The sequence below is a fragment of the Rhodomicrobium sp. genome, from assembly GCF_047605405.1.
In the GTDB taxonomy this organism is placed as follows: Bacteria; Pseudomonadota; Alphaproteobacteria; order Rhizobiales; family Rhodomicrobiaceae; genus Rhodomicrobium; species Rhodomicrobium lacus.
Map to the genome: position 1 here is coordinate 1 of NZ_JASGFR010000016.1, position 26909 is coordinate 26909.

Sequence of the window (26909 nt, forward strand, 5' to 3'; positions counted from 1 at the left end):
TTGGTGAGCCCAGATGGATTCGAACCATCGACCCTCTGATTAAAAGTGTGATGTGCGCTCATCGCAATCATTGATTTTTCTGGCCTTTCTGGTCGAAAGCGGCTCGATTCTTCCCGTTTTGTTCGCACCTTTTCGATCGTTTCATTCGCCAATCATTCACGCAAAAGAACGCTTCGGAACACGTTTCGGGGCGATCGCTGATGCTGCTTTGGTTTGATAATCGGGGCAATGGTGCCCATAGACCTTTTCGATCGTTTTCACAGACATGCCTACGTATCCGGATACCTCCCAAATCGGCACTCCCGCTTGTAGCATCCACGTCGTCGCTGTGTGCCTGAAACTGTGCAGGACAAAGTGCTGATCGAAGCCAGCGATTTGGCGTGCCGAATCCCACGAGCGCCGAAGCTTCTTCACTGGGCCTTGATTGAAATGAATGACATGGGTGATGCCCCGCGCCACGTCCTCTTCGCGCCAGCGGCGCAAGTGGGGTAGAAGTCGGGCGTGAATGCGAACGGGCGGTGTGCGCTTCTTGGTTTCCGATTTGCCCCTGCCACGCCGGTACATGAGATCGTGTTCGAGATCGATCCATCCCCCATCAGTAGACGGCATCCACCGAAGGCCCAGAATCGCGCCTGATCTCGTGCCGGAGTAAACTCCGATCAGAATAAGCCGCACGAGGTGCGCGGATTTCGGTCGTTTCCGGACGACACGAAGTAGATGCGCAACCTGATCTCGCGTGAGCCACTCGTCACGCGGATCGGAAGGCTCGGGGATTGAAACCACGGGAACCATCGAAAGCGTGTGCTCCTTGTGCCAAAGCCGAATAGCGGCTCTGAGTGTCGCGAGATCTCGACTTGCAGTCGTGTCACCCTTCGCGCCGTAAGCAGCACGCGACCGGCGCCACTCGAAATACTCGCGGCAGCTTTTCCCTTTCACATCAGCGACGGTTTTCCCACCCCACCATTCGACCAAGTCGCGAACATGCCGCCGAGGATTCGCCTGCTCGCCTAGACTGGGAACATGCAGGCGGAGGTAGTTTTCCAAAACCTCGGCTATCGAGACCGCAGCGGGATTACTGCTCCCACTGGGCTCATATTTTTCAGAGATATAGGCTTCGAGGGCGCGCGCGGCTCCTTCAGCATCCGCTCGATCGATGCCCGTGCTGATTTTTCGGCCGGAGTCGAGAATGATCCATTTCGATTCCCGACCTTCGCGCTCTTCAAGCCAGAGGCGCGGCGGCTTTGCTCTGCGAGGCATGTCACCATCTCCTTCAGATCTTCACCACGAACGAATTTTTTCCGACGAACGGATATGACTGAAAGCTTTTTTCTCTTCGCGAGCGCACGGAGATCGTCCGGCGTAACGCCTAGACCGGAGAAGAAGCGCAAACATGCCTCTTCCAGAGTGTAAAGATCGAGCGGGGATGGCTCAGAAGGAGCGGCGTTCGCGTGCGACTTCTCCGAAGTCTCGCGACGCACAATCTGCCGCTCAGGTGCGGGACGCCACAGCCCTTGTTCATCGCGCTCCAAATATTCAAAGGTGCCGTCGCTGCGGACGCGGAAGGTTTGGGGGCCAAAGCGATAGTGTTGCACCTCATAATCGCCGCCGTACATTTCGTCCGATGGGTCAATTATGGTCATGTCCGCGCCTCGTCCAATGTCTGGGTGGTGGCGTCGTCAAGCCGATCGACGGCCGCATCGAGCGCGCGGACATCCCAAAGAACGCGCGCGTCGATCCTTTTCGGCTTGGGCATTCGCCCATCCGCGACAAGTTCGTCAAATTTTCGAACTGAGAGGCCCACGAACGCCGCCGCAGCCTCGCGGCCGATCAGGCGCGGCTGAAGAGTCAGGGGCGATGGGAGTGATTTTCGAGGTTCGCGCTGCACGGCGGCTTCTCCAGGGGTTGGATTAACCGACCGAACGAGGTGAGGGGAATGGCGTGTGACACGCAATAGATAGGGTTCGCTGAGTGCATGACACACAACATCCTGCGTGCGCGTACGGAACGTCAAGGTCGTGTGCGCCACGGTGCGCGGTTATGCACAGGCGCGCGCACCTCATGGCCGTGCCGCTAGGTCGTCAAGCGCGCGCGGATCACCGAGCGCCGCCTCGGATATCGCCCTGCGACCTTCGTCGGACAGGCGTGCGAGTGCTTCGGGGTGTTCGATCCAGAAGTCTGCGAGTTCTGGGTAGAGAGCTTTCACCCCGTCGCCAGCTTCGCCGTCATCGGACGTTCCCTTCTTCTTCCGCGCCAGATCGGCCTCGACGCCAGGTTTGAAGCGGACGCCACTTCCCCCATTTTCATCGGCCTCGATAAACGTAATCCCTTGCCCTTCCAGTATCTCTTGAAGATGAAGGAGGGTCAGGCGATTTGCCCTCGCTCCGGCCTCGATCCGGACAATCGTCATCTTGTTGATGATAGCGAGATCGGCGAGTTCTTGAATCGTGAGGCGGGCGAGTGCTCGCGCCGCCCGTAGCTGATCGCCTGTGATCATGCGTATTTCATCCAAACTTTAATATTTTGTATTGATGTGAGGCCACTTTGATATAAAGTAGGCATATCCATACTTTTTACTCAAGCGGAAAGGCCAATTCGCAATGCCCCTGTCCATTGCTGAAATCCGGTCGATTTCGATTTTGATCTCCCGCGCATGCCAATACGTGGACGACGCCCTATCTGTCGCCGAAAGCGGTAGCGATGTCGCCGTAACCGCCCGCGTCAAGACGCTCCTTTTCCGAGCGAAGGATGTCGAGCGCGACATCGACGCTCGCCTTGCGGCTGCCGAGAAGGCGGAGCGCGAGCCATGATTTTCACGCGCGCAGAAATTCACGCCGCCCTGCGGTTCGCCCTACAGGCGCGAACCTTGGCTGAGACTGCCGCCGAAATTCTGCACTGTGGTGGCGATGAGGAAGGCGCTGAGCGAATGTATTCGATTGTGGAGGCACTCGACGTGGAGGTCGAGCGTCTCGGATATCTGGCAGCCGCGACACCGATCGGCGGACGGGCATGACAGAGATAGATGAAGAAAGCGGCCGCGCGTTCGACAGTCTGACTGAAATCGAAAAGCGGGCCGTCCTTCAGGCGATCGACGCCGCTCGTGGGGAGCACGCTGTGCATGGCGTTCGTCTCCCCGATGGGCGCCTAGCGATCGCTTGGCCAACGCCCGCGTTCGGAATCGTTTGGAGTATCTCGCGCACGTCAGGCGAGAGGATTTCCGGGAAATTCCGTGCGTCCGGGTCCGCATGCCCGGACGAGCGGTAGCGGGGGCGGGGCGGGCGCTGTGGCCGCGTCCGTCCCGCAGCATCCTGCGCCACCCTTTTCAACCGGGCTGCGGCTCAACATGGAGAACGAACATGAAGGATATTACGGCACTCGAAAACGAGCTAACGCAGCTACGTGGAATCTACCAATTTTTAGCCGATCTGGAGCGCGAGCAGATGGAAGCGGCTGGCTTCTTCAACGATCTTCCCGCATATCGAAACGGTCCCGGCGCCAAATTCGGCTTTCTGGTCGAGAGCATGAAAGCGCGCGTTGATGCGCTCGCTTCTATCGTCGAGCGAGTAGCATATAAGGCGTCGGGATCAGACGCGTTCCAGCCAGAGAACGAAGTCGAGGAGGAGCCGCTGAAAGAAGCGGCATAGTCCATCTGACCACAAAATTGATAAAGCCTGCCTCGTCAGCGGGCTTTTTTCATGCCAACCTCCTGAAATTTTCAAAATATTATTTGAAAATGCGTATACTTTTTCAGAATATTCGACGCACACAGCATGAATGATGGGGAATGATATTGAACGTCGCAGTCGGAAACCGTGACGAATCCTTGACGCCAGCGGAGCGTCGAGCGGAGATGGCCGCCGTCAATCTTGCACTCTACTCGGACCAGTTCGTCGGGTGCCGTGATAAACAGTTCGATTTCGCTCGCGGCACGCTCCTGGCAAAGCTGCACTCGATCGGAAAACTTGACGAAGTGCAATTGCGCGCTGCTCACCGCGTCCTCGCGGACTTCGAGCGGGCGTCCGGTGCCTCCGGCGGCGTGACCATGATGTGGCGGGACAAAATTGACGCCTCCTCGGCAGGGTCACGTTCACCGCGCCGGGCGTGGACGAACACTGCGCATGACCGATTGACGGCACTTGTCGACGGCGAATTGACCGCCCGTGAGCGACAGCTGTTCGTGGATGTGTTCGTGAACGATTACTTCAAGCGCTGGAGTGGCGAACGGCTTGCCGAAATGGGCTTCCTTCTGTCTGGATATGCGGGAAAGGATCAAGCCACAAGTGCCGGGGTGAGCCGCGTTCAGGCGCTCTTTGATCGGGTCGCACGCTACTATGGCGAGGTTTGAGTGAGCCGCACAAACACGATCGAGGTGATCGCGCGAGCTGTCATCCGCAGAGGGGACAAGCTTCTGCTCTGCCGGATGAAAGAGGGCGCCAACTGGTTCTTTCTTCCCGGCGGCCACGTCGAGTTTGGCGAGCCGATCGAGGCTGCGCTTCTGCGCGAGCTTGAGGAAGAACTCGGGCTGAGGCAGGTGACGATCAAATCGCTGATCGGCACCGTTGAAAACATGTTCTCCATCGGTGATCGCATTCAGCACGAAGTGAATTTCGTTTTCGAAGTCGAAGAAAGCGAAGGGCTGCTGCCGATCGAGAGCCGGGAAGCACATCTCGATTTCGCCTTCCTCGATGTGCGTTCCCTCGACAAGAAGCTCATCCTTCCCAAGGCGCTGCATGACGGCTTACTGGAGTGGTTGAACAGCGGAAAGACCTTCTGGAAAGGGCTTGAGCCGTCACTTGTGCACTAGCGTCGAGGCATAGGACTTGTCGAGACAAACCGTGAAGTCGCAAGTTATTCTTCCCCCGGCTTTTGCCTTACCGCTCAGTGCGACAACCACTTTCTAAACACGAGAACGTGAACGCAAGGTGCGAACAATCAGCGACGTGTAAGGTTGCGCCTCTGTGCCGTTCATGCGCTGGCACGGAAAAGAAACTTGGAGGCCGAAATCTCCATGGGCATCGTTCGGTTCGCGCTCCGCTTTCCCCATACTTTTTATGTCCTCGCAATTCTTATCGTCTTTCTCGGCGCAAACGCCATCCTGACGACACCAAAAGACATCTTCCCACAGGTCAACATCCCGGTCGTTTCCGTCATCTGGCAGTATACTGGTCTAAGCCCGAAAGAGATGGAAGCTCGTGTCGCGACCTATAGCGAGTTTTCGATAAGCTCGAACGTGACGGGTATCAAGAACATCGAGTCTCAGACACTCGAAGGCATCGTTGTCGAGCGCATTTACTTCCAGCCGAACGTCAACATTGAGTTGGCAATCGCGCAGATCGTGTCTGCGTCAAACTCCATACGCGCCCTGATGCCGCCCGGAATCCAGCCGCCGATCGTCGTCCAATACAACGCTTCAAGCGTGCCGGTGCTTCAGCTCGTCCTGTCATCCGACACGCTCAACGAGCAACAGCTCTACGATTACGCCCTCTACCGCGTTCGTCAGGCGCTGGCCCCCATACCGGGGCTTACACTGCCCACTCCGTACGGCGGCAAGTTTCGTCAAATCATGGTGGACATTGATCCGGCGGCCCTGCTTGCGCACGGCCTGCGTCCGACAGACATTGTAAATGCCGTCAATGCTCAGAACCTCACTGTTCCAGCCGGCGACGCCAAGATCGGCGACCGGCAGTATATCGTCAGCGTCAATTCTCAGCCACCCAACATGGAGGCGCTGAACAACATTCCGATCCGGCAGGTGAACGGGGCGACCATCTATCTGCGCGATGTCGGCAATGTTCGAGACGCATGGGCCGTGCAGCAGAACATTGTGCGCGCCGAAGGCAAGCGCAGCGTGCTCCTGACCGTCATCAAGAATGGCGATGCGTCCACGCTTGACGTTGTGAACGGTGTTAAGGCAGCGCTTCCCGCGATCCGGGCAGCCGCGCCACCCGGCATGGAAATCAAGGAACTGTTCGATCAGTCGGTCTTCGTCTCGAATTCCATCGACGGAGTCTTGCGCGAGGCAGCGATCGCGGCGGGGCTCACGGCGCTGATGATCCTTGTTTTTCTCGGAAGCTGGCGGTCGACGCTGATCGTGCTGATCTCGATCCCGCTGTCCATTCTGACATCCATTGCGATCCTCTCCGCGCTCGGCGAAACGATCAACACCATGACGCTCGGCGGACTGGCGCTCGCTGTCGGCATCCTCGTGGACGACTCGACCGTTACCATCGAAAACACGCATCGCGTGCTCGAGGAGGGTATGGAATACGACAGGGGGATTGAGGAAGGCGCGGCGGGCATAGCGCTGCCGACGCTTGTCTCGACGCTGGCGATCTCCTGCGTGTTTGTGTCGGTGGTCTTCCTTCAGGGCGCGCCGCGCTACCTGTTTTCGCCGCAGGGATTCGCTGTTGTTTTCGCCATGCTTGCATCATACGGCATCTCGCGAACACTGGTGCCGATCGTCAATCGCATCCTCCTGCGAAAGGAATACGAGCCGGGCTACCGCGAAAGCCTAGGAGCCTTCGGCCGGTTTTCGGATTTGTTCAATCGCGGTTTCGAAAATTTCCGCAATTTTTACGCCTGGCTGCTCGAAGGCATTATTCGGGCCCGTTTCGTGATACCCGTGATCGCACTGGCGGCCCTGACGGGGGCCGGTTATCTCGCAACCTTTGTCGGGCGCGACTTTTTCCCGACCGTCGATGCGGGGCTGATCCAGCTTCACGTGCGCGCCCCGGCGCGCATGCGCATCGAGGATACGGAGAAGTATTTCCAGCGCATCGAGGATCGCATCCGGGATTTGATCCCGGAATCCGAGCGCGATCTCATCCTCGACAACATCGGCCTCCCCGCGCGTGCCTATAATCTTGCCTTCACCGACGGCAGCACCATCGGGGTAAACGACGGCCTCATCCAGATCTCGTTGAAAGAAGGCCACCGGCCGACCAGCGAACACATCGCCCGGCTGCGGCGCGAATTGCCCGAAGCTTTTCCGGACGTATTGTTTTACTTCCAGGCCGCCGACATGGTGACGCAGATCCTGAATTTCGGCGTGGCGACGCAGATCGATTTGCAAATCCTGGGCCGAGATCCGCAAAACGTCGAGCTTATCAAGGAAGCGCTCAAGCGGATGTCCAGCATTCCCGGCGTCGTGGACTCGCACATTCACCAGGAACTTGATGCGCCGAACCTCTATTTCGACATCGACAGGAGCCGCGCACAGGGGCTGACGCTTCAGGCGTCCCAGATCGTCAGCGACATGACCATCAGCCTCAGTTCATCGCAGCAGGTCTCTCCAAACTTCTGGACCGACCCAGCCCAACAGAACCCTTACTACCTCGCGGTGCAGACTCCGGAGCGCCTCGTCTCCACCGTGAACGATTTGCAGAACACGTCAATCGCCGCTGCGGGAGGGAGCGCGCAATCTCCCATTCCGAACACGCTCGGCAACGTGGCGACGATGTCCCGGCGCTATATCCCGTCGGTCATCAACCACAACAACGTGAACCCAGTGTTCGACGTTTATGCAAGTGTCACAAGCCGCGATCTCGGCAGCGTCTCGTCCGAAATTAACAAGATCATCGAGGACATCAAACCGCAGCTGAAGCCTGGCAACACGATTTCATTGCAAGGTCAGGCGGCGAGCATGGATTCGGCGTTCAGCCGCTTCACCATCGGGCTCCTCTTTGCCGCCGTGTTTGTTTACCTCCTCATGGTGGTAAACTTTCAGGACTTCCTCGATCCCCTTGCTGTCATCCTCGGCCTTCCGGGCGTGGCTTGCGGAATTGTGCTGATGCTGTTCGTCACGGGAACCACGCTCAGCGTTCCCTCGCTGATGGGGGCGATCATGGCGATTGGCGTCGCATCGGCGAATTCGATCCTGCTCGTCACTTTCGCGCGCGAGCGCCTTTTGGAAGGCATGCACCCGATGGAGGCAGCCGTGGCGGCTGGCCGAACACGCCTTCGACCGGTGCTGATGACGGCGAGCGCCATGATCGTCGGCATGCTGCCGATGGCCCTCGGCGGACCGGGCGAGGAGCAGAATGCCGTGCTGGCTCGAGCCGTCATCGGCGGTCTTCTCGTGGGGACGGTTACAACGCTCCTCGTCGTCCCCTACATTTACACCACCATCCACGCCTTGAAAGAGCGCGTTCAAGGCCCGCAGCATGGCGGCAAACGCCTGAGCCGAGACGACACCCCGATGGCGCAGCACGGAGGTACCGCATGAACGAATACCGAAGCGGCGAATTTGGCGGGGCGAACCGCGATGGCGAGCGCCATGACGAGAACCGCGAGGTGGGTAGCCCCGACGAAGCAAACCCCGTGCGCCTCGAAGCGGATGGAGCAAAACAAACAGGCCACGGCGCCCCCAAAAGATATTGGGGGCGCCGCATCGTCCTGGCGATTGTCGTTCTTGCCGTGGCTGGAGCCCTCGGCGTCGTTGTGAACGCCGGTTTCGACCGTCACGCGGCGAGCGAAGCAGCCGCACGGCAGGAACTCGTCGGGCGGCAAAATCGAGTACCCTCGCTTCGCATCGAAAAAGTGAAGGCGGTTGACACACCGAAGGAGGTGCGCCTCCCAGCGACAACGCAAGCTTTCGAATCCGCGACGCTTTTCGCGCGACAGAACGGCTATATCGAGAAGCGTTTCGTGGATATCGGCTCAAGGGTGAAGGCGGGCGCGTTGCTTGCCCTGATTTCAGCGCCCGAGGTCGACGACCAGCTCAATCAGGCGCGCGCTCAGCTGAAGCAGATGGTGGCCACGCTCGAACAGGTGACAGCGCAGCGCGACCTCGCGAACGTTACCAATCAGCGTAATGCGCCGCTCGTCCGCGAAGGCTGGCAGACAAAGCAGAGCGGCGACCAGACGCGCCTCACCCTTGCGGCGCAGAACGCGGCCGTGAACGTCGCCAACGCGAACATTGAAGCGCAGAAAGCGCAGATTTCGCGGCTCGAGCGCATGCAATCCTATGAGCGCGTGACTGCTCCGTTCGACGGCGTGATAACCCAGCGCAGCATCGATACCGGGAGCCTTGTCACGGCTGACACCTCTTCCGGCTCGCCGCTTTTCTCCATCGCGCGCGACAACGTGTTGCGCGTGCAGGTGCACGTTCCGCAGGACGTCGCCTTGCAATTGAAGCCGGGAATGGAGGCGGCGCTGGACGTGCCCGAATTGCCGGGCCAGAGGTTCGCAGGCGAAGTGGCGCGAACGGCGACCGCGCTTGACGCAAACAGCCGCACGCTGCTTGTCGAGGCGGACATCAAGAATGCTGACTACAAGCTATCGCCCGGGCTTTACGGAACGGTACGGTTCAATGTGCCAAGACCGGTCCCCATCATGATGATTCCGTCTGCCGCGCTCATCTTCGATCAGCACGGCACAAGGGTGGCCACGAACGTGGACGGGGTGGCGCGCCTCCATAAGGTTACCCTCGGCGACGATGAAGGCGCGCAGGTGCAAATCATTGGCGGTCTTGCGCCGGGGCAAAATCTGATCGTGAACCCGCCAGCCGGCATCGAGAATGGAGCGAAGATAGCGGTTGCCGCGCCGACTCATCCGGTCCCGGAAGCCGCGGCTTCCGCTTCCCATGCCACGCAGGCGGTACAGCGATAATGCTTCGCTGCGCGATACCGGTCGGGTGCCCCTGCCTGCGCCGAAAGGCGCGGAAGCGAACAATGTCGGCGCTGGATCTGCCGCAAGGACCGAAGTTGAGCGAGTGAAGGGGCGACCAGCACGCCCAGTTTTCGGCGAGGCGGCGACGATGCCCACCAGTCACGTTGAGACGCGCGATCCCAGCACAACGCGAGCTGCTAACGCGGCGATGAAGCGCGGATCCTGGCCTTCGCCTTTGCAACGTCGCAGTTCCTTTAATCAGCGCGTCGAGTATCCTGTCGTTCAGTCGCGTCCACTAGGGGAAAGCTGCGGAGCCGTTCCGGTGGCTGGCGTTCTCGCCGTGAGACGACGTCAGCGGCGCCGAAAACTGGTAGTTCGGGCCCGACCTAACAGGCTACCAACGCCGATGCGAGCAGCAAGACCGCGCCCGTTTCGATGCCCGTGCCGCTTTTTGCCGGAACGTCGCGCAGGCGCTCTTGCCGCGCAGATCGATGCGAAGGAGGCGCATTAGCGAGCTTGACGTGATCGCAGGATGGAGTCGCGTGTCTCGTCCGAGAGGTTCAAGGCTTCGAAGCCCGGCAAGTCGGGGTTGATCCAACGATAGGCATCGTGTTCCGCCGGGTTCAATATCACCGCGCCCTCGTCTGCTTCGATGACAAAATTCAGTTGGCGCGCCTTCTTGCCCGAACCACTGCGGTAATCGAAGGCGTTTACGTATCTGCGAACGGTCGCGACGGTTAGACCCGTTTCCTCCTTGATCTCGCGGGAAAGGGCCGCAAGCAGATCTTCTCCAGGCTCAACACCGCCGCTTGGAATTTCGTGTAACCCCGCGAGGAAAGCCTCGTCTGGCGATCGCCGCAGGATCAGCACGCGGCCATCCCTTTCGATGATCGCGCCTACGACGAGCTTTTCGATTCCGTCACGTTCAGCCACATCGAGAAGATGCGCGATTTCCGCGGGATTACAGGGCATAAGGGAACTCCTCAGCAGAATCAGGACCGTCGAGTTGGTCTCTAACCGGACGGTTTTTTGTTGTGATAGAGCAAATTGTAATGTGGCCACCCTGGCCGAATTGCTGTCCAATAGATTTGGGTTTAAAAATTTTGATTTCAGCGGGGCGCCGTAGGACAATGCTGGTGGTGACTTTTCAATCCTCTCATCGCGAGAAGAGGTAACCGGCCCCAAAAGGCCATCGAGGCGTCGTGGCGAACGCTTGGCTTCTATTCTTCGGATTTCTATTTCTGGTTTGGCTGTTTTCCCGGAACGGCAACAAGAGCAGCAAAACAATGACCGTCAAGGATGCGGCCGATGACGGGATTCGCGAAGCCGTGCGGGCGAGCAAGCCTACCAAGCGCGCAGAGCCTGTGCGCTGGGTTGCACCCGGCGAAACGATCGATGTCGGTGGCTTCACGATCCGCGGGGGGATGGTCTATATCGGAACTGTCGCCGGCCGAGATGCGGGTTCGCGTGAATTCGCACATGTCATAGACCCGGCCGCTTATGTTCATAAAAGCCATAGCGATCTTTCTGGCAGCGGCTTGAATTACTGGCCGACTTACAGCCAGATCCGGCCGCACGAACGCCGCGGCTATCTCGAATGGCTTGCAGGCGGGCGGCGCGATCCTCGCGCTGGGATCGGCCACGTCTTTCTTTTCTTTTACGGACTTGAGCGACGGGTCTTCGGGGATCGCGCCGTCGAGGACGCAGGAGCGATTTTGGCGGAAGCCTGCGCCTTGAAAGCGGTCTATGGCGTCCACGCTTCGTTCGGCTCTTATGCTGAGCGATTTCTGGCGACCTTGCGAATCGTTACAGGAGATTTCGTCAAGGAACCTGCCCTTGCACCGATGCAAGAATATTTGGGCGAGCTTTCCGTTGAATTGCGGGTCGCGCTCGGCAGGCGGCTGGCGGAAGGAAAGCTTACAGGGGAGTGGCTTCTAGCGTGGTATCTGGGCCATCCCGAAACGGTGCTAAAAACACCCCAGACGCGGTGTTTCGAGGAGTTTTGTCGGCTGTTCCAGATCAAGTTTGCCAGTGGCTATCCCAAGGGTTTGACGGTCCGCCTGCCGGCAAAGCGGCTAAAGCTCACTTATGCGCCTGCCAGCGGAACGCCTCCCGTGACCATTCCGGGAAGCCATGAAGAGTGGCCCGACCCAGCCGCATTGTCCGCGCCTTTGAAAATCGCCAAGGCGCTGGCGGATGATTGCTGCGAGCAGCTGCGCCCCTACAGCCGCCTTGTGGGGCGGAATCCGGCCGCGAAGGAAAGCGCGCAAGCGCAGCTCTTATTGCCGCAAGAGCTGCTGGATACCACCGCGCCGCCCTTCCGCAGGCTCAAGAGCGATCTAGAAAGCTTGATCCCTTCCGGGGCCGGCACAGTTTCCATAACACGGCTAAGAGAGATCGGGGGAATTCTCGCAGAAGAGAAACCAAGCACGGCGTCGAAAACCTTGGCGCGCATCCTCGCTGTGGCCGGGATTGGGATGGAGCCGGACCCTTTTGCCGCCAATAGCGCGACGCCAGGCGAGACGGTCGTTATCTTCAAAGCACCGGAGGGGGCTCCAGTGGATAGCACGAGGCCAGCCTATGCTGCGGCGCGGCTAATCGTGGAGGCCGGTGCTTTTGCTATTGCTGCGACAGTTGGCAAGGAGAGCGCACCTGCCGTGCGGGAAATTGTTTGGCAGGAAATCGAGCGCCTGCCTGGCCTCGCCGAAGCCGAGCGTTTACGACTTCTTGCTTTGCTCACCAGCCTTCACGTCTATCCGCCCAATCAAAACCGGCTTCTCAAGCGCTTATCCTCCTGTTCGCCGGAAGAAGGCGAGGCTGTCGTGGGGCTCGTGCTTCGGATGATCGCCGCGGGCAAGACAAAGGATGTGGCGCAAATTGCCTTCGCCGAGAAGCTCCACACCGCACTTGGACTGCCGGTAGCACGCCTTTATTCGCGGCTTCAGGAGCATTCCAGCGTTATGGACGGCATACATCACGACGACCTGGCGACGGTTATAACCGCCACGGAGGGTGCGCCTGGCGTGCCCCTTCCGGCGGATAGATACAGGCTCCTTTCCAACGCGGGCGCAACCAAAGCGGGAGTCGGGGACAAGAAGCATGTGGTTCCCAAGGCAACTATCTCGGTCGAAAAACCGGAGCTTCCGATTGTTGACTGTACTAAGCTTGATCGAAAAAGGCGTGAAACAGAGGAAGCACGCGGTTTGCTAAGCGGGATTTTCGCGGAGCCCGAATCGGATATGGCGTTCGTAGACGATCTGGTGCCAGAGCGCGAAGCAGCGGCGGAAGGGCACTTTGCCGGTTTGGAAAAAGAATATATTGAACTCATCGGCCTTTTCGTTGGGCGGGGCGGCCGAATTGGGCGTACCGAATTCGAAGCTCTGGCGGTTAAGCTGGATATTTTTGCCGGCGGCGCAATCGAAACCATCAATGATTGGGCCTTGACCCGGTTCGACGAGCCCCTAATCGAGGAGGGCGAAACATTGGCCATACCGGCGCATCTTCTCAATCAATTGCAGGAGCTGGCGTGAACTATGACGGGGGCATCGCAAACGATCCGGGTACGCGATCGGGACACTATCATTCAGGCTTTGGCGGCCGGGGTCGTGCCGAGATTCGGACTGCAACACATTCAAGTAGGCCGTGCGCGAGAGCTCAAGGCCGCCCTTCGCGATATCGAGCGCATCGCCGACAAGGGCTCCGCGATGCGGCTGATTATCGGGGAGTATGGCGCCGGCAAGACTTTCCTGCTTCATCTCATCCGGACGATGGCGCTCGAAAAACGGCTCGTCACCATCGAGGCGGATCTGGCGCCGGAGCGCCGACTTTATGCCAGCGGCGGCGAGGCGCGCAATCTCTACCAGGAAGCCGTGCGCAATTTGTCGACGCGGGCGAAGCCGGAAGGCGGGGCGCTGCAAAGCCTGATCGAGCGTTTCGTCGCCGACTCGGTCAAACTTGCGAAAAACGCCGGACGGTCTACGGAAACCGTGATCGAGGAGCGGCTTTCGAGCCTCTGCGATTATGTGGGTGGCTATGATTACGCGGTCGTCCTATCCTCCTATTGGCGCGGTCACAATGAGGGCAACGACCAGCTCAAATCGGACGCACTGCGCTGGCTTCGGGGCGAATTCACGACCAAGACAGAAGCGCGAAAAGCAGTCGGTGTTCGCACGATCGTAGACGACGAGAGCGTCTACGATCATTTCAAGCTTCTGGCGGCTTTCGTGCAGCTCGCAGGCTATGCAGGCCTTCTCGTTATGCTAGACGAGATGGTCAATCTCTATAAGCTGCAGCACGCCGCTTCTCGCAATCAGAACTACGAACAAGTTCTTCGTATCCTGAATGACGTCCTGCAGGGCAATGTTGCGGGCTTTGGCATCTATATGGGCGGCACGCCGGAATTTCTGATGGATACGAGGCGGGGCCTGTTCAGCTATCCAGCGCTGCAATCGCGCCTTGCACAGAACCCGTTTGCGGCCGGAGGGCTGGTCGATTTGTCCAGCCCGGTTATCAGTCTCGGTAATCTCACACCGGAAGACCTTCATATTCTGCTCGAGAAAGTGCGCCAAGTCTTTCTCGCGGGCGGGGAGAGCAAGCTGAACGTGCCGGATGAAGCCATTTTGGCGTTCATGACCCATTGCAACAAGCAACTGGGCGAAGCGTATTTCCGAACTCCGCGTAATTCCATCAAAGCCTTTGTGCAGCTGCTTTCGGTACTCGAACAAAACCCCGGCTCGGATTGGCGGGAGCTTCTCGGGGAGGTTCCGCTGACGCGCGACGAGGGCCCTGCTCCAAATTCCGACAGCGGTGCCGACGATGATCTCACAAGCTTCCGAATCTGAGCGTCAAGCTTTTAGCCGCCTGCATCCCAAGGTGCAGCGCTGGATTTACGACCAGGGCTGGAACGAACTGCGCGACATTCAGGCCAAGGCAATCGGGGCGGTGCTCGGTAACGAAGACGATGTGATTATTGCCGCCGCGACGGCGGCGGGAAAGACCGAGGCCGCCTTCCTCCCTATCCTGACCGTCGCCGCTTGTGAGCCTGCGGATAGTTTCGATGTGCTCTATATCAGCCCGCTTAAAGCGCTGATTAATGACCAGTTCCGTCGGCTTGAGGAGCTTGCCGAACGGCTTGAGCTGCCGGTCGTCAAATGGCACGGCGACGCTCCCGCGGTCGCCAAGGCCAAGGCGATTGCCAAACCCCGGGGTATCGTTCTCATCACTCCGGAATCGATCGAAGCCCTTCTCGTGCGGCGGGGCCCTGAGGTACGCCGTCTTGTCCTTGCCGCGAAGTTCATTGTAATCGACGAGTTGCACGCCTTCCTGGCGAGCGAGCGCGGCGTGCATTTGGCTTCGCTGTTGCGGCGGATCGAGGCGCAGGCGGGCCGGCGCATTCGGAAGATCGGGCTTTCGGCAACGATCGGCGACTTTTCGGCAGCGCAGCGATTTCTTAATCCCGGCGAGCCTGAGAAGGTCCAAGTGCTGCAGAGCGAAGGATCGCGGCCGGAGGTAAAGCTGCAAGTACGCGGCTACCGGGAGCCCGCCAATAGTGGCCAAGACGGCTCAACTGCGGCGCCAGCCAGCGCGGAGATTGTACAACATCTTTTCAAGGTTCTGCGCGGCAAGAACAATCTTGTTTTCGCGCCGCGGCGCCAGCTGGTGGAAGAATTCGCGGACGGCCTGTTGAAGCGCTCCGAGGCGGAGATGGTGCCGAACGAGTTTTTTCCTCATCACGGCAGCCTTGCAAAAGGCTTGCGTGAGGAAGTGGAAGAGCGGCTCAAAGATGGAAAACTGCCGACGACCGCCATCGCCACGACGACGCTCGAGCTTGGCATCGATATCGGATCGGTCGAGTCGGTAGCCCAGATCGGGCCGCCCGCTTCGATTGCGGGCTTGCGGCAGCGCCTTGGGCGCAGCGGCCGCCGCGCTGGGCAGGTTTCGATTTTACGAATTTATGTCACTGAGCCGGACCGTCCGGAAGAGAGCGATATCTTTGAGCGCTTAAGGCCGGACATCGTGCAGGCGGTTGCCGCCGTGCAGCTGCTGACGCGAGGCTGGATCGAGCCAGGCATTTCCACGAGAGTGCAAGTTTCGACGCTCCTGCATCAGATCCTCGCGGCCGTTCGCGAGCGAGGCGGGGTCATGGCAGCCGATCTCTATGCCTTGCTCTGTGGCCCCGGGCCCTTTAGCGCCTGCCGTCAGGGCGAATTCGCCGCGTTGTTGCGGATGATGGCCGCCTCCAATCCGAGACTGATCGAGCAAGCGCCGGACGGGCTGTTAATGCTTGGGGCCGGCGGCGAGCAGCTCACGGACCGCTGGGATTTTTACGCCGTGTTTGCGAGCGACGAGGAATACCGGATCGTCACGGGGGAGCGCGCCTTGGGCACCGTTCCGATTTTCAATCCGCTTCGCAAAGACGACTATCTCACCTTTGCCGGCCGGCGCTGGATCGTGGAATCGGTAGACGATAAAGCGAAAATCGTGACCGTACGGTCTGCTCCCGCGGGGCGCGTGCCAAAATTTCCCGCGCAAGAGGGAGCACCGCTCGACGACAAACTTCTGCTCGAAATGCGCGAGGTCTATCGCGGCGTTGAGCGGCCGGCCTTTGTGGACGCAACGGCGGAGGCACTTCTATTTGAAGGCCGGGAGGCATTCACGGCGTTCGAACTCGATCGCAAGTCTGTCATCCAAAGCGGCGACGATACTTTTCTTTTCCTGTGGCGAGGAACGCTGGCATCGGAGACATTTCGTCTGGCTCTAGCGCGGGAGGGGATCTCGACTGAGCCGGCAATCCTGGGCCTGCGAGCGCCCAAATGCGCGGTCTCGCAGCTGCTTCAGGCTTTCGGGCGCATCAAGCGTAATCCGCCCCATCCGCGCGATTTGGCGGATCTTGTCGAAAACATACGCCGCCAAAAATACGATCACTTGATTGCGGAGGACATATTGCGGGAAGCTTTTGCGCGCTCGCGCGTCGACACGTCCTCCCTTACAGCCATTCTTGAGGGTATCGTTTAGCAGCGACCCCTTTCGAAAGCTCACGAAAGGTTGCGGCTCGGCCTCTAAGCAGCGTCCCTCGGCCTTCTTTGCTTTTCACGCTCCTCGCGTCGTTGCTGTCGCAAAGCCACGCGCTGCTTCTCCGCTTCCTCGGCCTCTCGACGGCGTTGGATGCGCACTCGAACCCCGGCGGCTTTTGCTCTCTCCGCGAGAGCCTTCTCCTCGGCGAGATGTTTTTCGCGCTTCGTCCGATCGTCACGAATTCTCTGCGCGACCTCTGGAGGAAGAAGCGAGAGGCGCGCTTCCTCGTGCTGCGCCGCCAACGCTAGGACGCCCTCCCACGCTTCGGCGAGGCGCTGCTCCTCGACGGTGACGCCAGCGGCTTGAGAGCGTTCCCTTAGCGCCTGGGGGTTTGCATCCAACTGCTGATGAAACTGACGCCATGCCTCATCGCGGTCGAGGGGACGCCATAGAACAACGAACCGGTTCGCATAGCTAAGATTGTAGTCAATTCGAGGAGGTTTGAATACGCCGTCTCGGCTCCCGAAATATCCCTTAGCATAGGGCGCAACACGGGCGGAGAACTCGATCATCCAATACTCTTCGAGCTTGAGCGATGCGAGTTGCTTTCCAATAGTGAGCCAGAGATGATCGGCAACCAAGGTGCCATTTTCATCGTATATATCGGACAGCATGACGGTTCGATCCTCATGTTGTCTAAAGCGCTTCTTCCAACCAAAACATTTGACGGTTGCCCGGAATCTTCCACGAAGCCCGTTGAGCTTGCCCAGTTCCTTGCGCATATCTATGCCGCCTCCTGATCCGAAGCCGTCCACTCACCGCCTGCGGCCCAGATCGCAAGCAGCCGATCTATGTCGGAGCGCAGCCAGCATCGCGCGCGGCCTCGGGTAAATCCGGGCGGGAAACACCCCTCCTTGATTTTTGCGTATACGGTCGTCCGGCGCATGCTGGTGCGCGCCATGACTGCATCGATCCTTTCAATTGAATCGTTCACAATAATCCCCGCTGTAAACTGTTGGTTTACACAGCAAACATGACTACAAGTTGTTTCCATGACACCGCAAAAAAGCGCTTCTTGGTATTTTATACCTTAGACATCGCCACATTGTGCATTATATATATATTGGAATACTGACGAACGCAACAGAGGGCCGCGAAAATATTTCCGCGTGCTTTAGAAGGCGCAGCCCGCGTAGTTCCGGCGGTTCGAGGCTGGCGATCCATCTGGAAGGGCGCATCCACAGGATGGCTTTGTCCGGCGACCGCATTCGGCGAGGCGGCTGGTGCGATGCGTTGAAAATCCGACTCGGAATTCCTCCCATCAGCCCCACTCAAGCGTGAGCGCGGCTGTGAGTTCGTTAATCAAGCCGCGTCGACGGCATCCTTGCCAAGCACGCGATAGACGGACGAGCGAGCCATTTTCAGCTCTCGCGCGATGGCGGTAGGCTTCTTCCCCGAGGCGTGAAGCGCCTTGATGCGCTCCACGTCGAGCGAGGGCTTCCGCCCCGTGTACACCCCGGCCTCCTTCGCCTTGGCAATGCCTTCCAACTGCCGCTCGCGTCGCAGATTCGTCTCAAATTCCGCGAATACGCCGAGCATGTCGAGGAAGGCCTTCCCCGCGGCCGTCGACGTGTCGATAGGTTGCTCCGTTGCGCGGAGAGCGACGCCCTTCTCGCGAAGCTCAAGCACCAGATCTTGCAAATCTTTCACCGAGCGCGCGAGTCGGTCGATCCGCGTGACGACGACGACATCGCCCTCCCGAACGCATTCGAGAAGCACCTGAAGCTCGGTGCGGCCGTCGCGGCGCGTGCCGGATTTCTTCTCTGCAAAAATCTTGAGGCAACCAGCGGCCTCAAGCGCCGCTTGCTGAATGGAGAGGTCCTGGTCCGTTGTGCTGACTCGGGCGTAACCGAAAATTCGAGGCTGTGGAGCTTTGCGGATCATGGCGGAATGTCCGATTTGGTTCTAGACCATCCCTTTGTAGCGTCCGAAAATCTAAAAATCAACCCTAAAAAGACGTAAAAAGTGTCTCATTTGAGAGTAGCGTTTGGGTAAACTGAAATCGGACAGGCTGCATTATGCAGGAAGCGCATAACCGGGCCGAAAACCGCATTTTTTGCCAATTAAAAAGGCCGCGCAGCACTTGGTGGGTGGCACACAAAACAGCTGCTGTCGCGGTAGCGAACAAGTCACCCCGAATCCGCGCCGATGAATGCGTAGCTTGTGCTGCTCGGAATCGAAAATGTTTGCCGGATCGGTCGCAAGCGCATCTGCTCGCTTGTCGTGATCGTTGCCCGCACGACGTTTCCGGGTATTTTAGGATTGTGATCGAGGGCCGGAGATGAACGTGCAATTCGCAGGCTTTTTGTTTGATCGTCTTATCGCGCCAGAGTTTTTCACGCTTGCGCGAATCTCTCTCCCCGACGTCCCAGAGCTACCGAATTACTACGGCTCGTACTTCCTCCAGAACATATTTCGATCTGAGAATGAAGACCGGTCTCGTCCTCTCGTCTTTGCCTTTCTGCGTCATCTGAATCAGGGAATAAGAGAGTATCGATCTGGCCGCCTCGCACTCCTGGAGTTTGGTAGCACCGAACAACATAGTAATAATGCGATCGCGCACTACCTTCACGCACTGACGCATTTTGAGCAGGCAGTTTTTCATTGCGACATTGCAGCCAGTGCAAGCCATGCGATCGCGCGTTGCATTGTTGCAAGTACGCCGGAGAAACACTTCACGCCAGGAGGCAGGGCGCCGGAGGATAGGCTGAGGCACCTGTACAACGCAGTAAAGCATTTTGACGAAACTGTCGCCGAAGGTGCATTGGTGGACTATGTCTCGCCCATATGGCTCGTGTCAGAAGGAGTGCGGGGTATAAAAAACGACCGAAAAAGTGGGCTGCCTGTTATCGAGACATTGAAGTTCGAAGAGATGGCGGTCATTTTTTTAGAGCTGGCAAGCAATGCAGCATTTCTCGCCGAAGAAGTATTTCGCATCGCACATGAGCGGCAGGCGGTAAAAATCGCCGGAAACAAAGAGTCGCTCAGATAGAGCCACGTCCTTTGCAACATCACGCCTCACCACGAAGAGGTATTCGACTCGCGTGAAGCGTCATTATCGCAAGTCGGAAAGATGCGATTACAGAGTGGTTCCGGCCAGTCAAGACTCCGCCGATGCGTGTGAGCCGAAACCTTTCGGCAGGGGGAGGCCCGGAAGTGACGCCCCAACCTCACCAAAGTTGCGGTTTGACGACCATCAGCGCCACGGCGGTGATCATGGCGGAGAACGCGGGCCAGCCGAGGGCGAACCAAAGGCGGAAATAGCGGTGGTAGATCGCAGGAAGCTCCCTGCCAAAAGCCACCGCCTCATTCGCAAGGCGACGCATCCGGAGTTGCAGCCAAACCACGGGCAGCCAGCATGCACCGGCCACGAAGTAGAGTGCGAAGGACACGACGATCCACGGCGAGGTAAGCGGCCAGCCCTGTTCGACCGCCAGCCAGATGCCCGTTACAGGCTGTAGAATAACCGCGGGCGTTGTGAACAGCCAGTCGGCAAGCACGACGTTGCGGTTCGACACAGCGATGGCGCGCACGTCTTTCGAGAGGTTGCTGGCGAGTCCGTGAAACGCCGTGCCGAGGCCAGTTCCGAACAGCAAAATAGCGGAAAGGATGTGGAGGGTTTTCAGCGTCATCGCATCCATGGTCAGTTCTCCATCGCCATCATGGCGAGCGTGGCGGTTGCGAGCGGCAGGTTCTTCAGAAGGGGGGCAAAAGGATGCAGCCAGTATTCGGCGGGCAGCGATAAGGCGATGACTGTGAACGCGGCCATGCTCGTCAGCATGCCGCAGCCGACGAAAACGGGACGCCACCCGACGAGGAGCAGCGCTCCGAGCACAGCGTCGAGCGCCGCTGCGCCGAAAAGCGCGATATCAGCGATCAATCCTTCAATGCCGACGTCAGCCAGAAGGTTGTATGACTTGGCAAGCGGATAGAGTCCAAAAGACAAAATCCCCGTCGCGATCCACAACACGGCGAGACTCCAGCGCAGTAGAGGACGCACGAAATAGAGACGTGCGGCAAGCTGGTCAGCGTACTCAACCGGATGTGACGCAAGCGCGGCCTGAAGCTCACGCGGCGGACGCCCCAGCGCTTCTGAAAACGCGGTGGGGTTCGCCGTGTTGCCCGCCTTCAGCATGGAGATGGATTCGCGTGTAAACGGGCTGTCGCCTATGCGTTCGGAAATCGCGGCGGCGGGCCAAAGCAGTCTTTCGGGCACAGGAAGATGCCGTCTCGGCGGCATCCCTAGCCAGTGCCGCAATGCTGCCAAAAGTTCGGTGGTGGTCATCGGTGAAGGACCGACGACATCGATACGACGCGGGAGCGCTCGGTCCGCCGCCGCGAGACGGACGACCAGCAAGGCGAGATCGTCGACATGTACGGGTTGCAGCGTCCACGTGCCGGGACCGATACGCGGCGGGAGCGGCAGCGCTGCAAGCGCCGAAAAGAACGCGGTGCTCGCGCCGCCGCGACCGATCACCACCGAAGGCCGCAATATGCAAAAGTCCAGTCCGCTTTCTGCGAGGATTTCTTCAGCGCGCCCTTTCGTCTGATGATAGTGCGTATCCCCGCGCGTGGATGCCCCGAGCGCGGACATATGAATCAGCCTCGGAACTTGGGCGGCTATGCAGGCGCGAGCAACTCGCCTCGCGCCCTCGACAGTCACGGCTTCCATAGTGTTTCGGCTCCGGCTTCCGAGCAGCCCGGCGGCGTTGATGGCCACGTCATAGCCGGCCACAGCAGCTACCAGACATGCCTCCTCGCTCACAGTCAGATCGACAGCCGCACGGCCCGGAGCCTCGACGTTGTGCCCAGCTTCAGCGAGCGCTGCCGCCAGGTGACGCCCGATGAAACCGCCGCCGCCTATGAGCAGCACCTTGCTCATGCCGCCCCCCCACGGCGCGCCTCGTGCCTGTCGGCTGACGTCTCGGCGAGCATTTGCTCGACAGGAGCCCATATGATCCGGCCGACGATGAGGAACGCGCAAACGATGCCGGCGAGAATATAGAAGACCGCCTTTTGAAGGATCTCGCTCGACAAGCCGGAATTGTCGGGTGAATTCAGCAAACCGGGCGCAGAGACGACGAGAAGCGGAGCCGCAAGCGTAAGCACGGACGCATAGGCAGTCCAGAAACGCGCACGGTCGCGTCCACCGCACATATCTGTCAGGACCAGAAACAGGGGCCGTACGATGGCGGCGATGGCCGCCAGCGCCAGCACCAGGGCAATCGCCCAGATAGAAAGCAGAATATCGAAAGACATTTAGGAACCTCGCGTTTGACGTTTAGTGAGGTTGCTTTCCGCAAGGTGCGTGCCAGAAGGCAGGGTACTGATACAGCGTTGTTTTTTAGGAAAGCTGTTAACCGGAGTTATGAATTGCGCTACCTTGGCTGTTAACGCTGGATACAGGGGGACGGCATGGGGGCTTCGAGTGCGATAAACGCGGCGTTGTGGCTCGCGGCGGTCGGGGGGCTGGCGCTGGCGATTCTCCTTTGGCGGCATGCGTCGGCGGGGTCAGGCGCGCGTCCGCTCGGAGCGTTTCTTGTTGTGGTCGGCGCGTGGGCATCGGGCTGACGATCCCGAACGCGTCAGGCGCGGCCCTTTTATCACTCGCACCGCTTGGCGGCGCCGTCTTCCTCCACTTCTCTGCATCGCTGACCGAAAAAGGAGTCCGATGGGTTCGATGGGCGTATGGTATAGGCTCGGCGTCCGCGCTTGCGGCCCTCACGAAAGGAACCGGCCAGTTCATCGCCCTGCCGGATGACGGCTACACCTTTCGTTACGCCGAAGGAGGATTGCTGGCCGCCTCCGTGACGGTCGCCCTTGCAGTCGTAGGTCATTGCCTTCTGATCGCGGCTTGGCGCGGGAGCGAAGCGACCGGACGCCGCGAAATCGCTTTCGTTTTCCTGTCATCCGCGTTGGGGTTCGCCTCTGTGACCAGCCTCGGTCTGCCCTTGTTTGGAGTGAACGTCTACCCGTGGACACTATTGCTTCTGCCCGTCTATATCGCCGTCCTATCGTATGCCGTGCTTCGCTACCGGCTGATGGGCGTCAATCGCTGGGCGGTTCGAGTGGTTTGCTGGGGGCTCCTTGCTGGGCTTGCCGGTCTCGTCTCCGCCGTTTCGGCAGGCTTCGCGGCGCAGCAGGCGGGAGCGCCTTTCGGCTGGATCGCGTTGGCCCTGATAGCCGGCCTCACACTAGCTGAACCGATGCTAAAACTTGCCGATCGCATCGTCTTTCCTGGAGGCGCGGTGACGGCCGCCGATCTGGCGGACTGGCGACGGGAACTTGTCGAGGCGGCGAATGACGCTGAACTCGACCGGAAGGCCGAAGACCTTCTGAAACGACGTCTTGGCCTGCCTGCCGACGCAGATTCGACCGAACTCGACCATGCACCGCCCGGTCCTCGACGGGCTGCCGAGATGATGGCAGAAGTTCTGGTACAGGCGAAAGAGAACCTCGCGCATCGCCGCGCCGTCTCGGAGCGGAAACGACTGGCGGAACTCGGCGCGCTGGCGGCGACTGTCGCCCATGATCTTCGTAATCCGATGAACATCATTTCCATGGCAGTCGCCGACGCCGATCCCGGAACGCGCAGCGAAGTGAAAGCACAACTCGTTCGCATGGATGCGCTGGTGCGCGACCTTCTCGACTACGCGAAACCGTGGAAGGTCGAAGCTTCGAGCGTCGATCTCGCGTCCGTCGTCTGGGAACTCGACGCTTCTGCCGAGACGGCTTTTCCGCCCAAGTTTACGGTTCGCGCCGATCCCGCCCGCCTCCGGCAGGCGCTTGCCAATCTGCTCGACAATGCGAAAGCAGCCGGCGGCAAGGTGCTCGTGGCAGCCGAAACAAGCGGCGGCGGCGTGGCGATTCATGTCTGCGACGACGGCCTCGGCATCCCGCAGACCATACGCGCGTCGCTGTTTCAGCCGTTCGTCTCCGGCAACTCCGGCGGAACAGGCCTCGGCCTCGCAATCGTCGCCAAGGTCATGTCCGCGCATGGAGGCTCCGTGACGCTCGGCGAGCGAGCCGGTTGGTCGACCTGCTTTACCTTGAGATTCCCGTCATGAGCAAGCTTCTTCTGGTCGACGACGAAACGGCCTTTCTTCGGCTTGCGAAGGCTTGGCTCGAAAAACAGGGGCACACGGTTGTCACAGCGACGGACGTTGGAGCAGCGCGCGAAACGTTCCGTATCGAACGCCCTGACCTCGTACTGCTCGATCTCGTCATGCCACCCGAGCGGACGCCGGAAGCTGGGCTCTCGCTCGTGCCGATCTTCGCGGGTGTACCGGTCATTGTTCTGACCGCACATACAGATCACGTCCTTGCCTTGCGCGCGGTCGACCAAGGTGCGTGGGATTTTTTGGCGAAACCTGTCGAGCCGGACCTCTTGCGGTTTGCGGTCGCCCGCGCGCTCGCAAAGCGCGCACTCGAAAAGGAGATCGCGGCCCTTCGCAAGGCACTCCCGGCGGACGACGGCATCGTGGGCTCAAGTCCGGCCATCCAGCGCGTCCGCGACATGATCCGGCGTGCTGGTCCTGCGAATCTGCCGGTGATCGTGCTGGGACCGAGCGGCACCGGCAAGGAACTCGTTGCCCGTGCGTTGCACAAGGCAAGTCCACGCTGTGACGGGCCGTTCATCCCCGTGCACTGCGGAGCGATCCCCGCTGACCTGCTCGAAAGTGAGTTGTTTGGACACCTGAAAGGCAGCTTTACCGGCGCGCATCAGGATCGCGAAGGACTTATCGCTGCGGCGGACGGCGGAACGCTCTTCCTTGATGAGGTCGGCGAGATGCCTGCCGCCATGCAGGTCAAGCTTCTCCGTTTCCTTCAGGAACGCACTTACACGCCAGTGGGCAGCCGACAGGAGATGTTTGCGGATGTCCGCGTGATATCGGCAACGCACCGTGATCTTGAAAGCATGATCGCCGGGGGGACGTTCCGCGAAGACTTTTTCTACCGGCTCAAGGGGCTGATCCTTCGATGCCCGCCGTTGGCCGAACGTCGGGAAGATATCGCCATCCTCGCTTCCCGCTTCGCCGTGGAAATTGGAGCGAGGCGATCTTTGCGCTTGACGCCGGATGCACTGGCCTGGCTTTGCGAGCAGAACTGGCAGGGCAACGTCCGCGAACTGAAGGCTGTCGTAACGACCGCAATAGCGCTCGCCGAAGGAGACGAGATTACCGCCACCGACCTTGCCTTTGCGCGCACCGGGGATCCGGCGACAATGGAAAAAGCCGCAACGGGCAAGCTAAGCGAGGCCGTGGCCGCCCTCGAACGACAGATGATCGCTGACGCTCTTACGCGGACTGGCAACAACCACAGCGCAGCCGCCCGAATACTCGGCTTGTCGCGGGTCGGTCTCATAAAGATGATGACAAGGCTTGGGCTGCGCTAAAAACCTGCCCGATTTCCGATAATGATGGATCATGATCCTGCACTTGATGAAGGAAGGGTGTTCGCGATCCTTTCGAGTTTGGCGGCAAGCTCTAGTCGCACCGCGTCGGGATCAATCATGGTGACCGAGCCGGACAATTCGACACGAGATGGCGCAAAGAAGCGCGTGAGCTGCCCAAGCGCTGCAAGCTGATGCTTCAAGGTCGGCTTGTCGGCGATCGGAGCGAACGCGATCTCGGCAAGGCGGCCGATTATGCGTTCTGCCGTGACCTCTGCGGATGCCGCGACACGAGTGCGTGCCTCCTCGATGATCGCCTGGATGCGCGGATCACCAAGGAGGCGCGAAGCCGTTGTGGCTGCGCTCTTTTCCGCATACCCCGCTCGCATCGCCGCCGCCTTTCCATCGGCATCGATGACGTACTCCGATGCGAAGCGAAGTGCCCGCTCGGTCAAAGGCGACGACGCGGGCTCCCGTGGCCTCGATTTTTTCGGATTTTTCGCCATGCCGCGTCTCATTGGGGCGTATCTGACAGCGCGCCGCGAAGCTGTGAGCCAAGGTCCTGCCCCGCTGCACGAACAGCTCCAGCGATCGCGCCAGTCGTCGCCGGGGTTTGGGTAATATTGAACGTTTGCGAGATGGTGATCGGGGCGTTCACTGTGCGCTCGTTGTGATTGACGATCTGCGCGCCGCCTTGTGCCCGCTCTGGAATCGAGGTCGCGCGAACCTTTGGCTGCACCGGAGCCGATGAAGATGCCAGGGCGGGCGATTTCGGCTGATGTGCCGGAACAGGTGCTGGAGATGACGGTACGACCGTCGATCGAAGCCGAGCCGCTGCCTCCTTTTCAATCCGCCGACGCTCGCGCATCTGCTTGATCATTTCGGAAAACGGATGATCGTCCGGCGGGATGTACCCCAGATTCCAGGCGCGCATTTCCTCTGGCGAGAAACGCGTTTCCTCCCCGCCAAGCTGGCGGCCTAGCCAATCGCCGGCCCGCTGCATGGCCGAATCGATGGGCCGCAGCGCCTCGAAAAACTTCTCTCGCAGTGGTTTCAGCACCTCGGAAATTTCGTCGATGGCCCTGGTTGTGCGCGCAACAATCTGGTCCCAATGTTGGAAAACGGTCACCGCAACAACGGCAAGCCCGGTCGCGAGAGCGAGCCAAGGATTCGCGAGCATGAGGGCAGCGAGGCCCGAAATAAGCGTGCGCATGTTCGCAATAGCGCTCATCAAGAGGATGAGGCCACCGGCCTTGGCTAGGCCGGACATGCCAGCCGCCCACTCGCGGAGGCGGCTCCAGTTCAAGGCGATCGCGACCGTCAGGCCGATGATCGCCGCTGCCGCACCAGAGATCGCGAAAGCAATCCCGCCGAAGCCAGCGAGCATTGATGCGATGCCGGCTATAATCGCCGTGCTGCCGATGAAGATGAGAGCCGCGCCAAGTGTTGCAAAGGCACGAGCGAGATTTCGAACGGTTTCCGGGTTTGTGATGGCCCACTGCTGAATGTCGCGGATCGCAACCGTCAACGGCTTCAGAAAGTTGCGTACGAAGTCGGAAACATAAGCGTTGCCGACAGCTTCCTTGAATGATTTCCATTGAGCCTCAAGCGCGCTCCACCAGACTTTTGGATCGTCGGTCGACAGAAGATTAGGATCTTCGACGCCACGGATGTTCGTGCGCTCTTTGTTCATTTGCCTGTTTGTAGCAGGCAAAAGCAGTTCGTCGAGGATGGCCTGCAAGGCTTTGTTTCCGCGCGCTACCTCTGCGACGACGCCGCGCATAACGTCCATATCATCGACCTTGACGCCCATGCCCCTCAACTTCTCAATCAGGGC

25 protein-coding genes are annotated in these 26909 nt (G+C 59.5%); 14 read left to right on the forward strand and 11 right to left on the reverse strand.

Annotated elements, in window-relative coordinates; all coding sequences use genetic code 11:
* Nucleotides 1–156 precede the first annotated feature (156 nt).
* Both QM659_RS08145 and QM659_RS08150 read right to left on the reverse strand, forming a co-directional pair.
* Nucleotides 157–1257, reverse strand: coding sequence for a tyrosine-type recombinase/integrase (locus QM659_RS08145; RefSeq protein WP_415188022.1), 1101 nt, complete (start codon nt 1255–1257; stop codon nt 157–159).
* Between the two features lie 799 nt (nt 1258–2056).
* Nucleotides 2057–2494, reverse strand: coding sequence for an XRE family transcriptional regulator (locus QM659_RS08150; RefSeq protein ID WP_415188023.1), 438 nt, complete (start codon nt 2492–2494; stop codon nt 2057–2059).
* Nucleotides 2495–2660: 166 nt separating this feature from the next.
* Here QM659_RS08150 and QM659_RS08155 point away from each other — a divergent pair, with 166 nt between their 5' ends.
* From QM659_RS08155 to QM659_RS08185, 7 genes are all read left to right on the forward strand, one after another.
* On the forward strand, nt 2661–2807 hold the full coding sequence (locus tag QM659_RS08155) for a hypothetical protein (RefSeq protein ID WP_415188024.1): 147 nt from the start codon (nt 2661–2663) through the stop codon (nt 2805–2807).
* Entirely contained in the window at nt 2804–3010 is a 207-nt protein-coding gene (locus QM659_RS08160; RefSeq protein WP_415188025.1) for a hypothetical protein, read from the forward strand. Before QM659_RS08155 ends, QM659_RS08160 begins: the two co-directional genes overlap by 4 nt.
* 343 nt (nt 3011–3353) lie before the next feature.
* On the forward strand, nt 3354–3641 hold the full coding sequence (locus QM659_RS08165) for a hypothetical protein (RefSeq protein ID WP_415188026.1): 288 nt from the start codon (nt 3354–3356) through the stop codon (nt 3639–3641).
* 206 nt (nt 3642–3847) lie between these two features.
* On the forward strand, nt 3848–4342 hold the full coding sequence (locus QM659_RS08170; RefSeq protein ID WP_415188027.1) for a hypothetical protein: 495 nt from the start codon (nt 3848–3850) through the stop codon (nt 4340–4342).
* Complete coding sequence (locus tag QM659_RS08175; RefSeq protein WP_415188028.1) at nt 4343–4801, forward strand: NUDIX domain-containing protein; 459 nt, start codon at nt 4343–4345, stop codon at nt 4799–4801.
* Between the two features lie 204 nt (nt 4802–5005).
* Nucleotides 5006–8221 (forward strand): efflux RND transporter permease subunit, encoded by a 3216-nt coding sequence (locus QM659_RS08180; RefSeq protein WP_415188029.1) that lies wholly within the window; start codon nt 5006–5008, stop codon nt 8219–8221.
* A complete protein-coding gene (locus tag QM659_RS08185) occupies nt 8218–9606 on the forward strand; it encodes an efflux RND transporter periplasmic adaptor subunit (protein WP_415188030.1) in 1389 nt (462 codons plus the stop codon). Before QM659_RS08180 ends, QM659_RS08185 begins: the two co-directional genes overlap by 4 nt.
* Nucleotides 9607–10113: 507 nt before the next feature.
* Here QM659_RS08185 and QM659_RS08190 read toward each other — a convergent pair.
* Nucleotides 10114–10791: an NUDIX domain-containing protein gene (locus QM659_RS08190; protein ID WP_415188031.1), complete on the reverse strand. Its 678-nt coding sequence runs from the start codon at nt 10789–10791 to the stop codon at nt 10114–10116.
* A gap of 101 nt (nt 10792–10892) precedes the next feature.
* Between QM659_RS08190 and QM659_RS08195 the strand changes: the two genes are divergently transcribed.
* The 3 genes from QM659_RS08195 to QM659_RS08205 are packed head-to-tail and all read left to right on the forward strand — an operon-like array spanning nt 10893 to nt 16620.
* Nucleotides 10893–13136, forward strand: coding sequence for a TerB N-terminal domain-containing protein (locus tag QM659_RS08195; protein ID WP_415188032.1), 2244 nt, complete (start codon nt 10893–10895; stop codon nt 13134–13136).
* Nucleotides 13137–13139: 3 nt separating this feature from the next.
* Nucleotides 13140–14447, forward strand: a complete 1308-nt coding sequence (locus QM659_RS08200; protein ID WP_415188033.1) for an ATP-binding protein — start codon at nt 13140–13142, stop codon at nt 14445–14447.
* Nucleotides 14422–16620: a DEAD/DEAH box helicase gene (locus QM659_RS08205; RefSeq protein ID WP_415188034.1), complete on the forward strand. Its 2199-nt coding sequence runs from the start codon at nt 14422–14424 to the stop codon at nt 16618–16620. Before QM659_RS08200 ends, QM659_RS08205 begins: the two co-directional genes overlap by 26 nt.
* Nucleotides 16621–16664: 44 nt before the next feature.
* Here QM659_RS08205 and QM659_RS08210 read toward each other — a convergent pair whose 3' ends face one another.
* The 3 genes from QM659_RS08210 to QM659_RS08220 all read right to left on the reverse strand — a co-directional run bounded on the left by QM659_RS08210 (nt 16665) and on the right by QM659_RS08220 (nt 18564).
* Nucleotides 16665–17402: a hypothetical protein gene (locus QM659_RS08210; protein ID WP_415188035.1), complete on the reverse strand. Its 738-nt coding sequence runs from the start codon at nt 17400–17402 to the stop codon at nt 16665–16667.
* Between the two features lie 2 nt (nt 17403–17404).
* Nucleotides 17405–17674 (reverse strand): helix-turn-helix transcriptional regulator, encoded by a 270-nt coding sequence (locus tag QM659_RS08215; RefSeq protein WP_415188036.1) that lies wholly within the window; start codon nt 17672–17674, stop codon nt 17405–17407.
* Between the two features lie 308 nt (nt 17675–17982).
* Entirely contained in the window at nt 17983–18564 is a 582-nt protein-coding gene (locus QM659_RS08220; RefSeq protein ID WP_415188037.1) for a recombinase family protein, read from the reverse strand.
* 397 nt (nt 18565–18961) lie between these two features.
* Here QM659_RS08220 and QM659_RS08225 point away from each other — a divergent pair, with 397 nt between their 5' ends.
* A complete protein-coding gene (locus QM659_RS08225; RefSeq protein WP_415188038.1) occupies nt 18962–19672 on the forward strand; it encodes a hypothetical protein in 711 nt (236 codons plus the stop codon).
* A 178-nt stretch (nt 19673–19850) separates the two neighbouring features.
* On the opposite strand, the gene QM659_RS08230 is transcribed toward QM659_RS08225, so the two are convergent.
* From QM659_RS08230 to QM659_RS08240, 3 genes are read right to left on the reverse strand one after another with little or no spacing between them, the layout of a single operon-like run.
* Nucleotides 19851–20321 (reverse strand): DUF2269 family protein, encoded by a 471-nt coding sequence (locus QM659_RS08230; protein WP_415188039.1) that lies wholly within the window; start codon nt 20319–20321, stop codon nt 19851–19853.
* Nucleotides 20322–20323: 2 nt separating this feature from the next.
* Complete coding sequence (locus QM659_RS08235; RefSeq protein WP_415188040.1) at nt 20324–21562, reverse strand: SDR family oxidoreductase; 1239 nt, start codon at nt 21560–21562, stop codon at nt 20324–20326.
* Nucleotides 21559–21939 (reverse strand): hypothetical protein, encoded by a 381-nt coding sequence (locus tag QM659_RS08240; RefSeq protein ID WP_415188041.1) that lies wholly within the window; start codon nt 21937–21939, stop codon nt 21559–21561. Before QM659_RS08240 ends, QM659_RS08235 begins: the two co-directional genes overlap by 4 nt.
* 156 nt (nt 21940–22095) lie before the next feature.
* Between QM659_RS08240 and QM659_RS08245 the strand changes: the two genes are divergently transcribed.
* Genes QM659_RS08245 through QM659_RS08255 form a run of 3 tightly spaced genes read left to right on the forward strand, consistent with a single transcriptional unit; the run spans nt 22096 to nt 25075 of the window.
* Nucleotides 22096–22251 carry a hypothetical protein gene (locus tag QM659_RS08245; protein WP_415188042.1) on the forward strand — a complete coding sequence of 52 codons (156 nt, stop codon included), beginning with the start codon at nt 22096–22098 and terminating at the stop codon, nt 22249–22251.
* Nucleotides 22236–23747, forward strand: coding sequence for a sensor histidine kinase (locus tag QM659_RS08250; protein WP_415188043.1), 1512 nt, complete (start codon nt 22236–22238; stop codon nt 23745–23747). The genes QM659_RS08245 and QM659_RS08250 overlap by 16 nt, the downstream gene beginning before the upstream one ends.
* A complete protein-coding gene (locus QM659_RS08255; protein ID WP_415188044.1) occupies nt 23744–25075 on the forward strand; it encodes a sigma-54-dependent transcriptional regulator in 1332 nt (443 codons plus the stop codon). The genes QM659_RS08250 and QM659_RS08255 overlap by 4 nt, the downstream gene beginning before the upstream one ends.
* A 29-nt stretch (nt 25076–25104) precedes the next feature.
* Here the strand turns inward: QM659_RS08255 and QM659_RS08260 are convergent, their stop codons facing one another.
* Together QM659_RS08260 and QM659_RS08265 are read right to left on the reverse strand one after the other, a co-directional pair.
* Nucleotides 25105–25578, reverse strand: a complete 474-nt coding sequence (locus tag QM659_RS08260) for a terminase small subunit (protein WP_415188045.1) — start codon at nt 25576–25578, stop codon at nt 25105–25107.
* Nucleotides 25579–25586: 8 nt separating this feature from the next.
* Nucleotides 25587–26885 carry a hypothetical protein gene (locus QM659_RS08265; RefSeq protein WP_415188046.1) on the reverse strand — a complete coding sequence of 433 codons (1299 nt, stop codon included), beginning with the start codon at nt 26883–26885 and terminating at the stop codon, nt 25587–25589.
* Nucleotides 26886–26909: the final 24 nt, after the last annotated feature.

Excerpts from the sequence above, each read along its gene's own strand:
- QM659_RS08215 (WP_415188036.1), bottom strand. The coding sequence starts at position 17,674 with ATGGAAACAACTTGTAGTCATGTTTGCTGTGTAAACCAACAGTTTACA.
- QM659_RS08180 (WP_415188029.1), top strand. The coding sequence starts at position 5,006 with ATGGGCATCGTTCGGTTCGCGCTCCGCTTTCCCCATACTTTTTATGTC.
- QM659_RS08210 (WP_415188035.1), bottom strand. The coding sequence starts at position 17,402 with ATGCGCAAGGAACTGGGCAAGCTCAACGGGCTTCGTGGAAGATTCCGG.
- QM659_RS08245 (WP_415188042.1), top strand. The coding sequence starts at position 22,096 with ATGGGGGCTTCGAGTGCGATAAACGCGGCGTTGTGGCTCGCGGCGGTC.
- QM659_RS08255 (WP_415188044.1), top strand. The coding sequence starts at position 23,744 with ATGAGCAAGCTTCTTCTGGTCGACGACGAAACGGCCTTTCTTCGGCTT.
- QM659_RS08200 (WP_415188033.1), top strand. The coding sequence starts at position 13,140 with ATGACGGGGGCATCGCAAACGATCCGGGTACGCGATCGGGACACTATC.
- QM659_RS08150 (WP_415188023.1), bottom strand. The coding sequence starts at position 2,494 with ATGATCACAGGCGATCAGCTACGGGCGGCGCGAGCACTCGCCCGCCTC.
- QM659_RS08145 (WP_415188022.1), bottom strand. The coding sequence starts at position 1,257 with ATGCCTCGCAGAGCAAAGCCGCCGCGCCTCTGGCTTGAAGAGCGCGAA.
- QM659_RS08230 (WP_415188039.1), bottom strand. The coding sequence starts at position 20,321 with ATGGATGCGATGACGCTGAAAACCCTCCACATCCTTTCCGCTATTTTG.
- QM659_RS08225 (WP_415188038.1), top strand. The coding sequence starts at position 18,962 with ATGAACGTGCAATTCGCAGGCTTTTTGTTTGATCGTCTTATCGCGCCA.
- QM659_RS08235 (WP_415188040.1), bottom strand. The coding sequence starts at position 21,562 with ATGAGCAAGGTGCTGCTCATAGGCGGCGGCGGTTTCATCGGGCGTCAC.
- QM659_RS08205 (WP_415188034.1), top strand. The coding sequence starts at position 14,422 with ATGATCTCACAAGCTTCCGAATCTGAGCGTCAAGCTTTTAGCCGCCTG.
- QM659_RS08220 (WP_415188037.1), bottom strand. The coding sequence starts at position 18,564 with ATGATCCGCAAAGCTCCACAGCCTCGAATTTTCGGTTACGCCCGAGTC.
- QM659_RS08265 (WP_415188046.1), bottom strand. The coding sequence starts at position 26,885 with ATGGGCGTCAAGGTCGATGATATGGACGTTATGCGCGGCGTCGTCGCA.
- QM659_RS08260 (WP_415188045.1), bottom strand. The coding sequence starts at position 25,578 with ATGGCGAAAAATCCGAAAAAATCGAGGCCACGGGAGCCCGCGTCGTCG.
- QM659_RS08170 (WP_415188027.1), top strand. The coding sequence starts at position 3,848 with ATGGCCGCCGTCAATCTTGCACTCTACTCGGACCAGTTCGTCGGGTGC.
- QM659_RS08240 (WP_415188041.1), bottom strand. The coding sequence starts at position 21,939 with ATGTCTTTCGATATTCTGCTTTCTATCTGGGCGATTGCCCTGGTGCTG.
- QM659_RS08160 (WP_415188025.1), top strand. The coding sequence starts at position 2,804 with ATGATTTTCACGCGCGCAGAAATTCACGCCGCCCTGCGGTTCGCCCTA.
- QM659_RS08185 (WP_415188030.1), top strand. The coding sequence starts at position 8,218 with ATGAACGAATACCGAAGCGGCGAATTTGGCGGGGCGAACCGCGATGGC.
- QM659_RS08165 (WP_415188026.1), top strand. The coding sequence starts at position 3,354 with ATGAAGGATATTACGGCACTCGAAAACGAGCTAACGCAGCTACGTGGA.
- QM659_RS08195 (WP_415188032.1), top strand. The coding sequence starts at position 10,893 with ATGACCGTCAAGGATGCGGCCGATGACGGGATTCGCGAAGCCGTGCGG.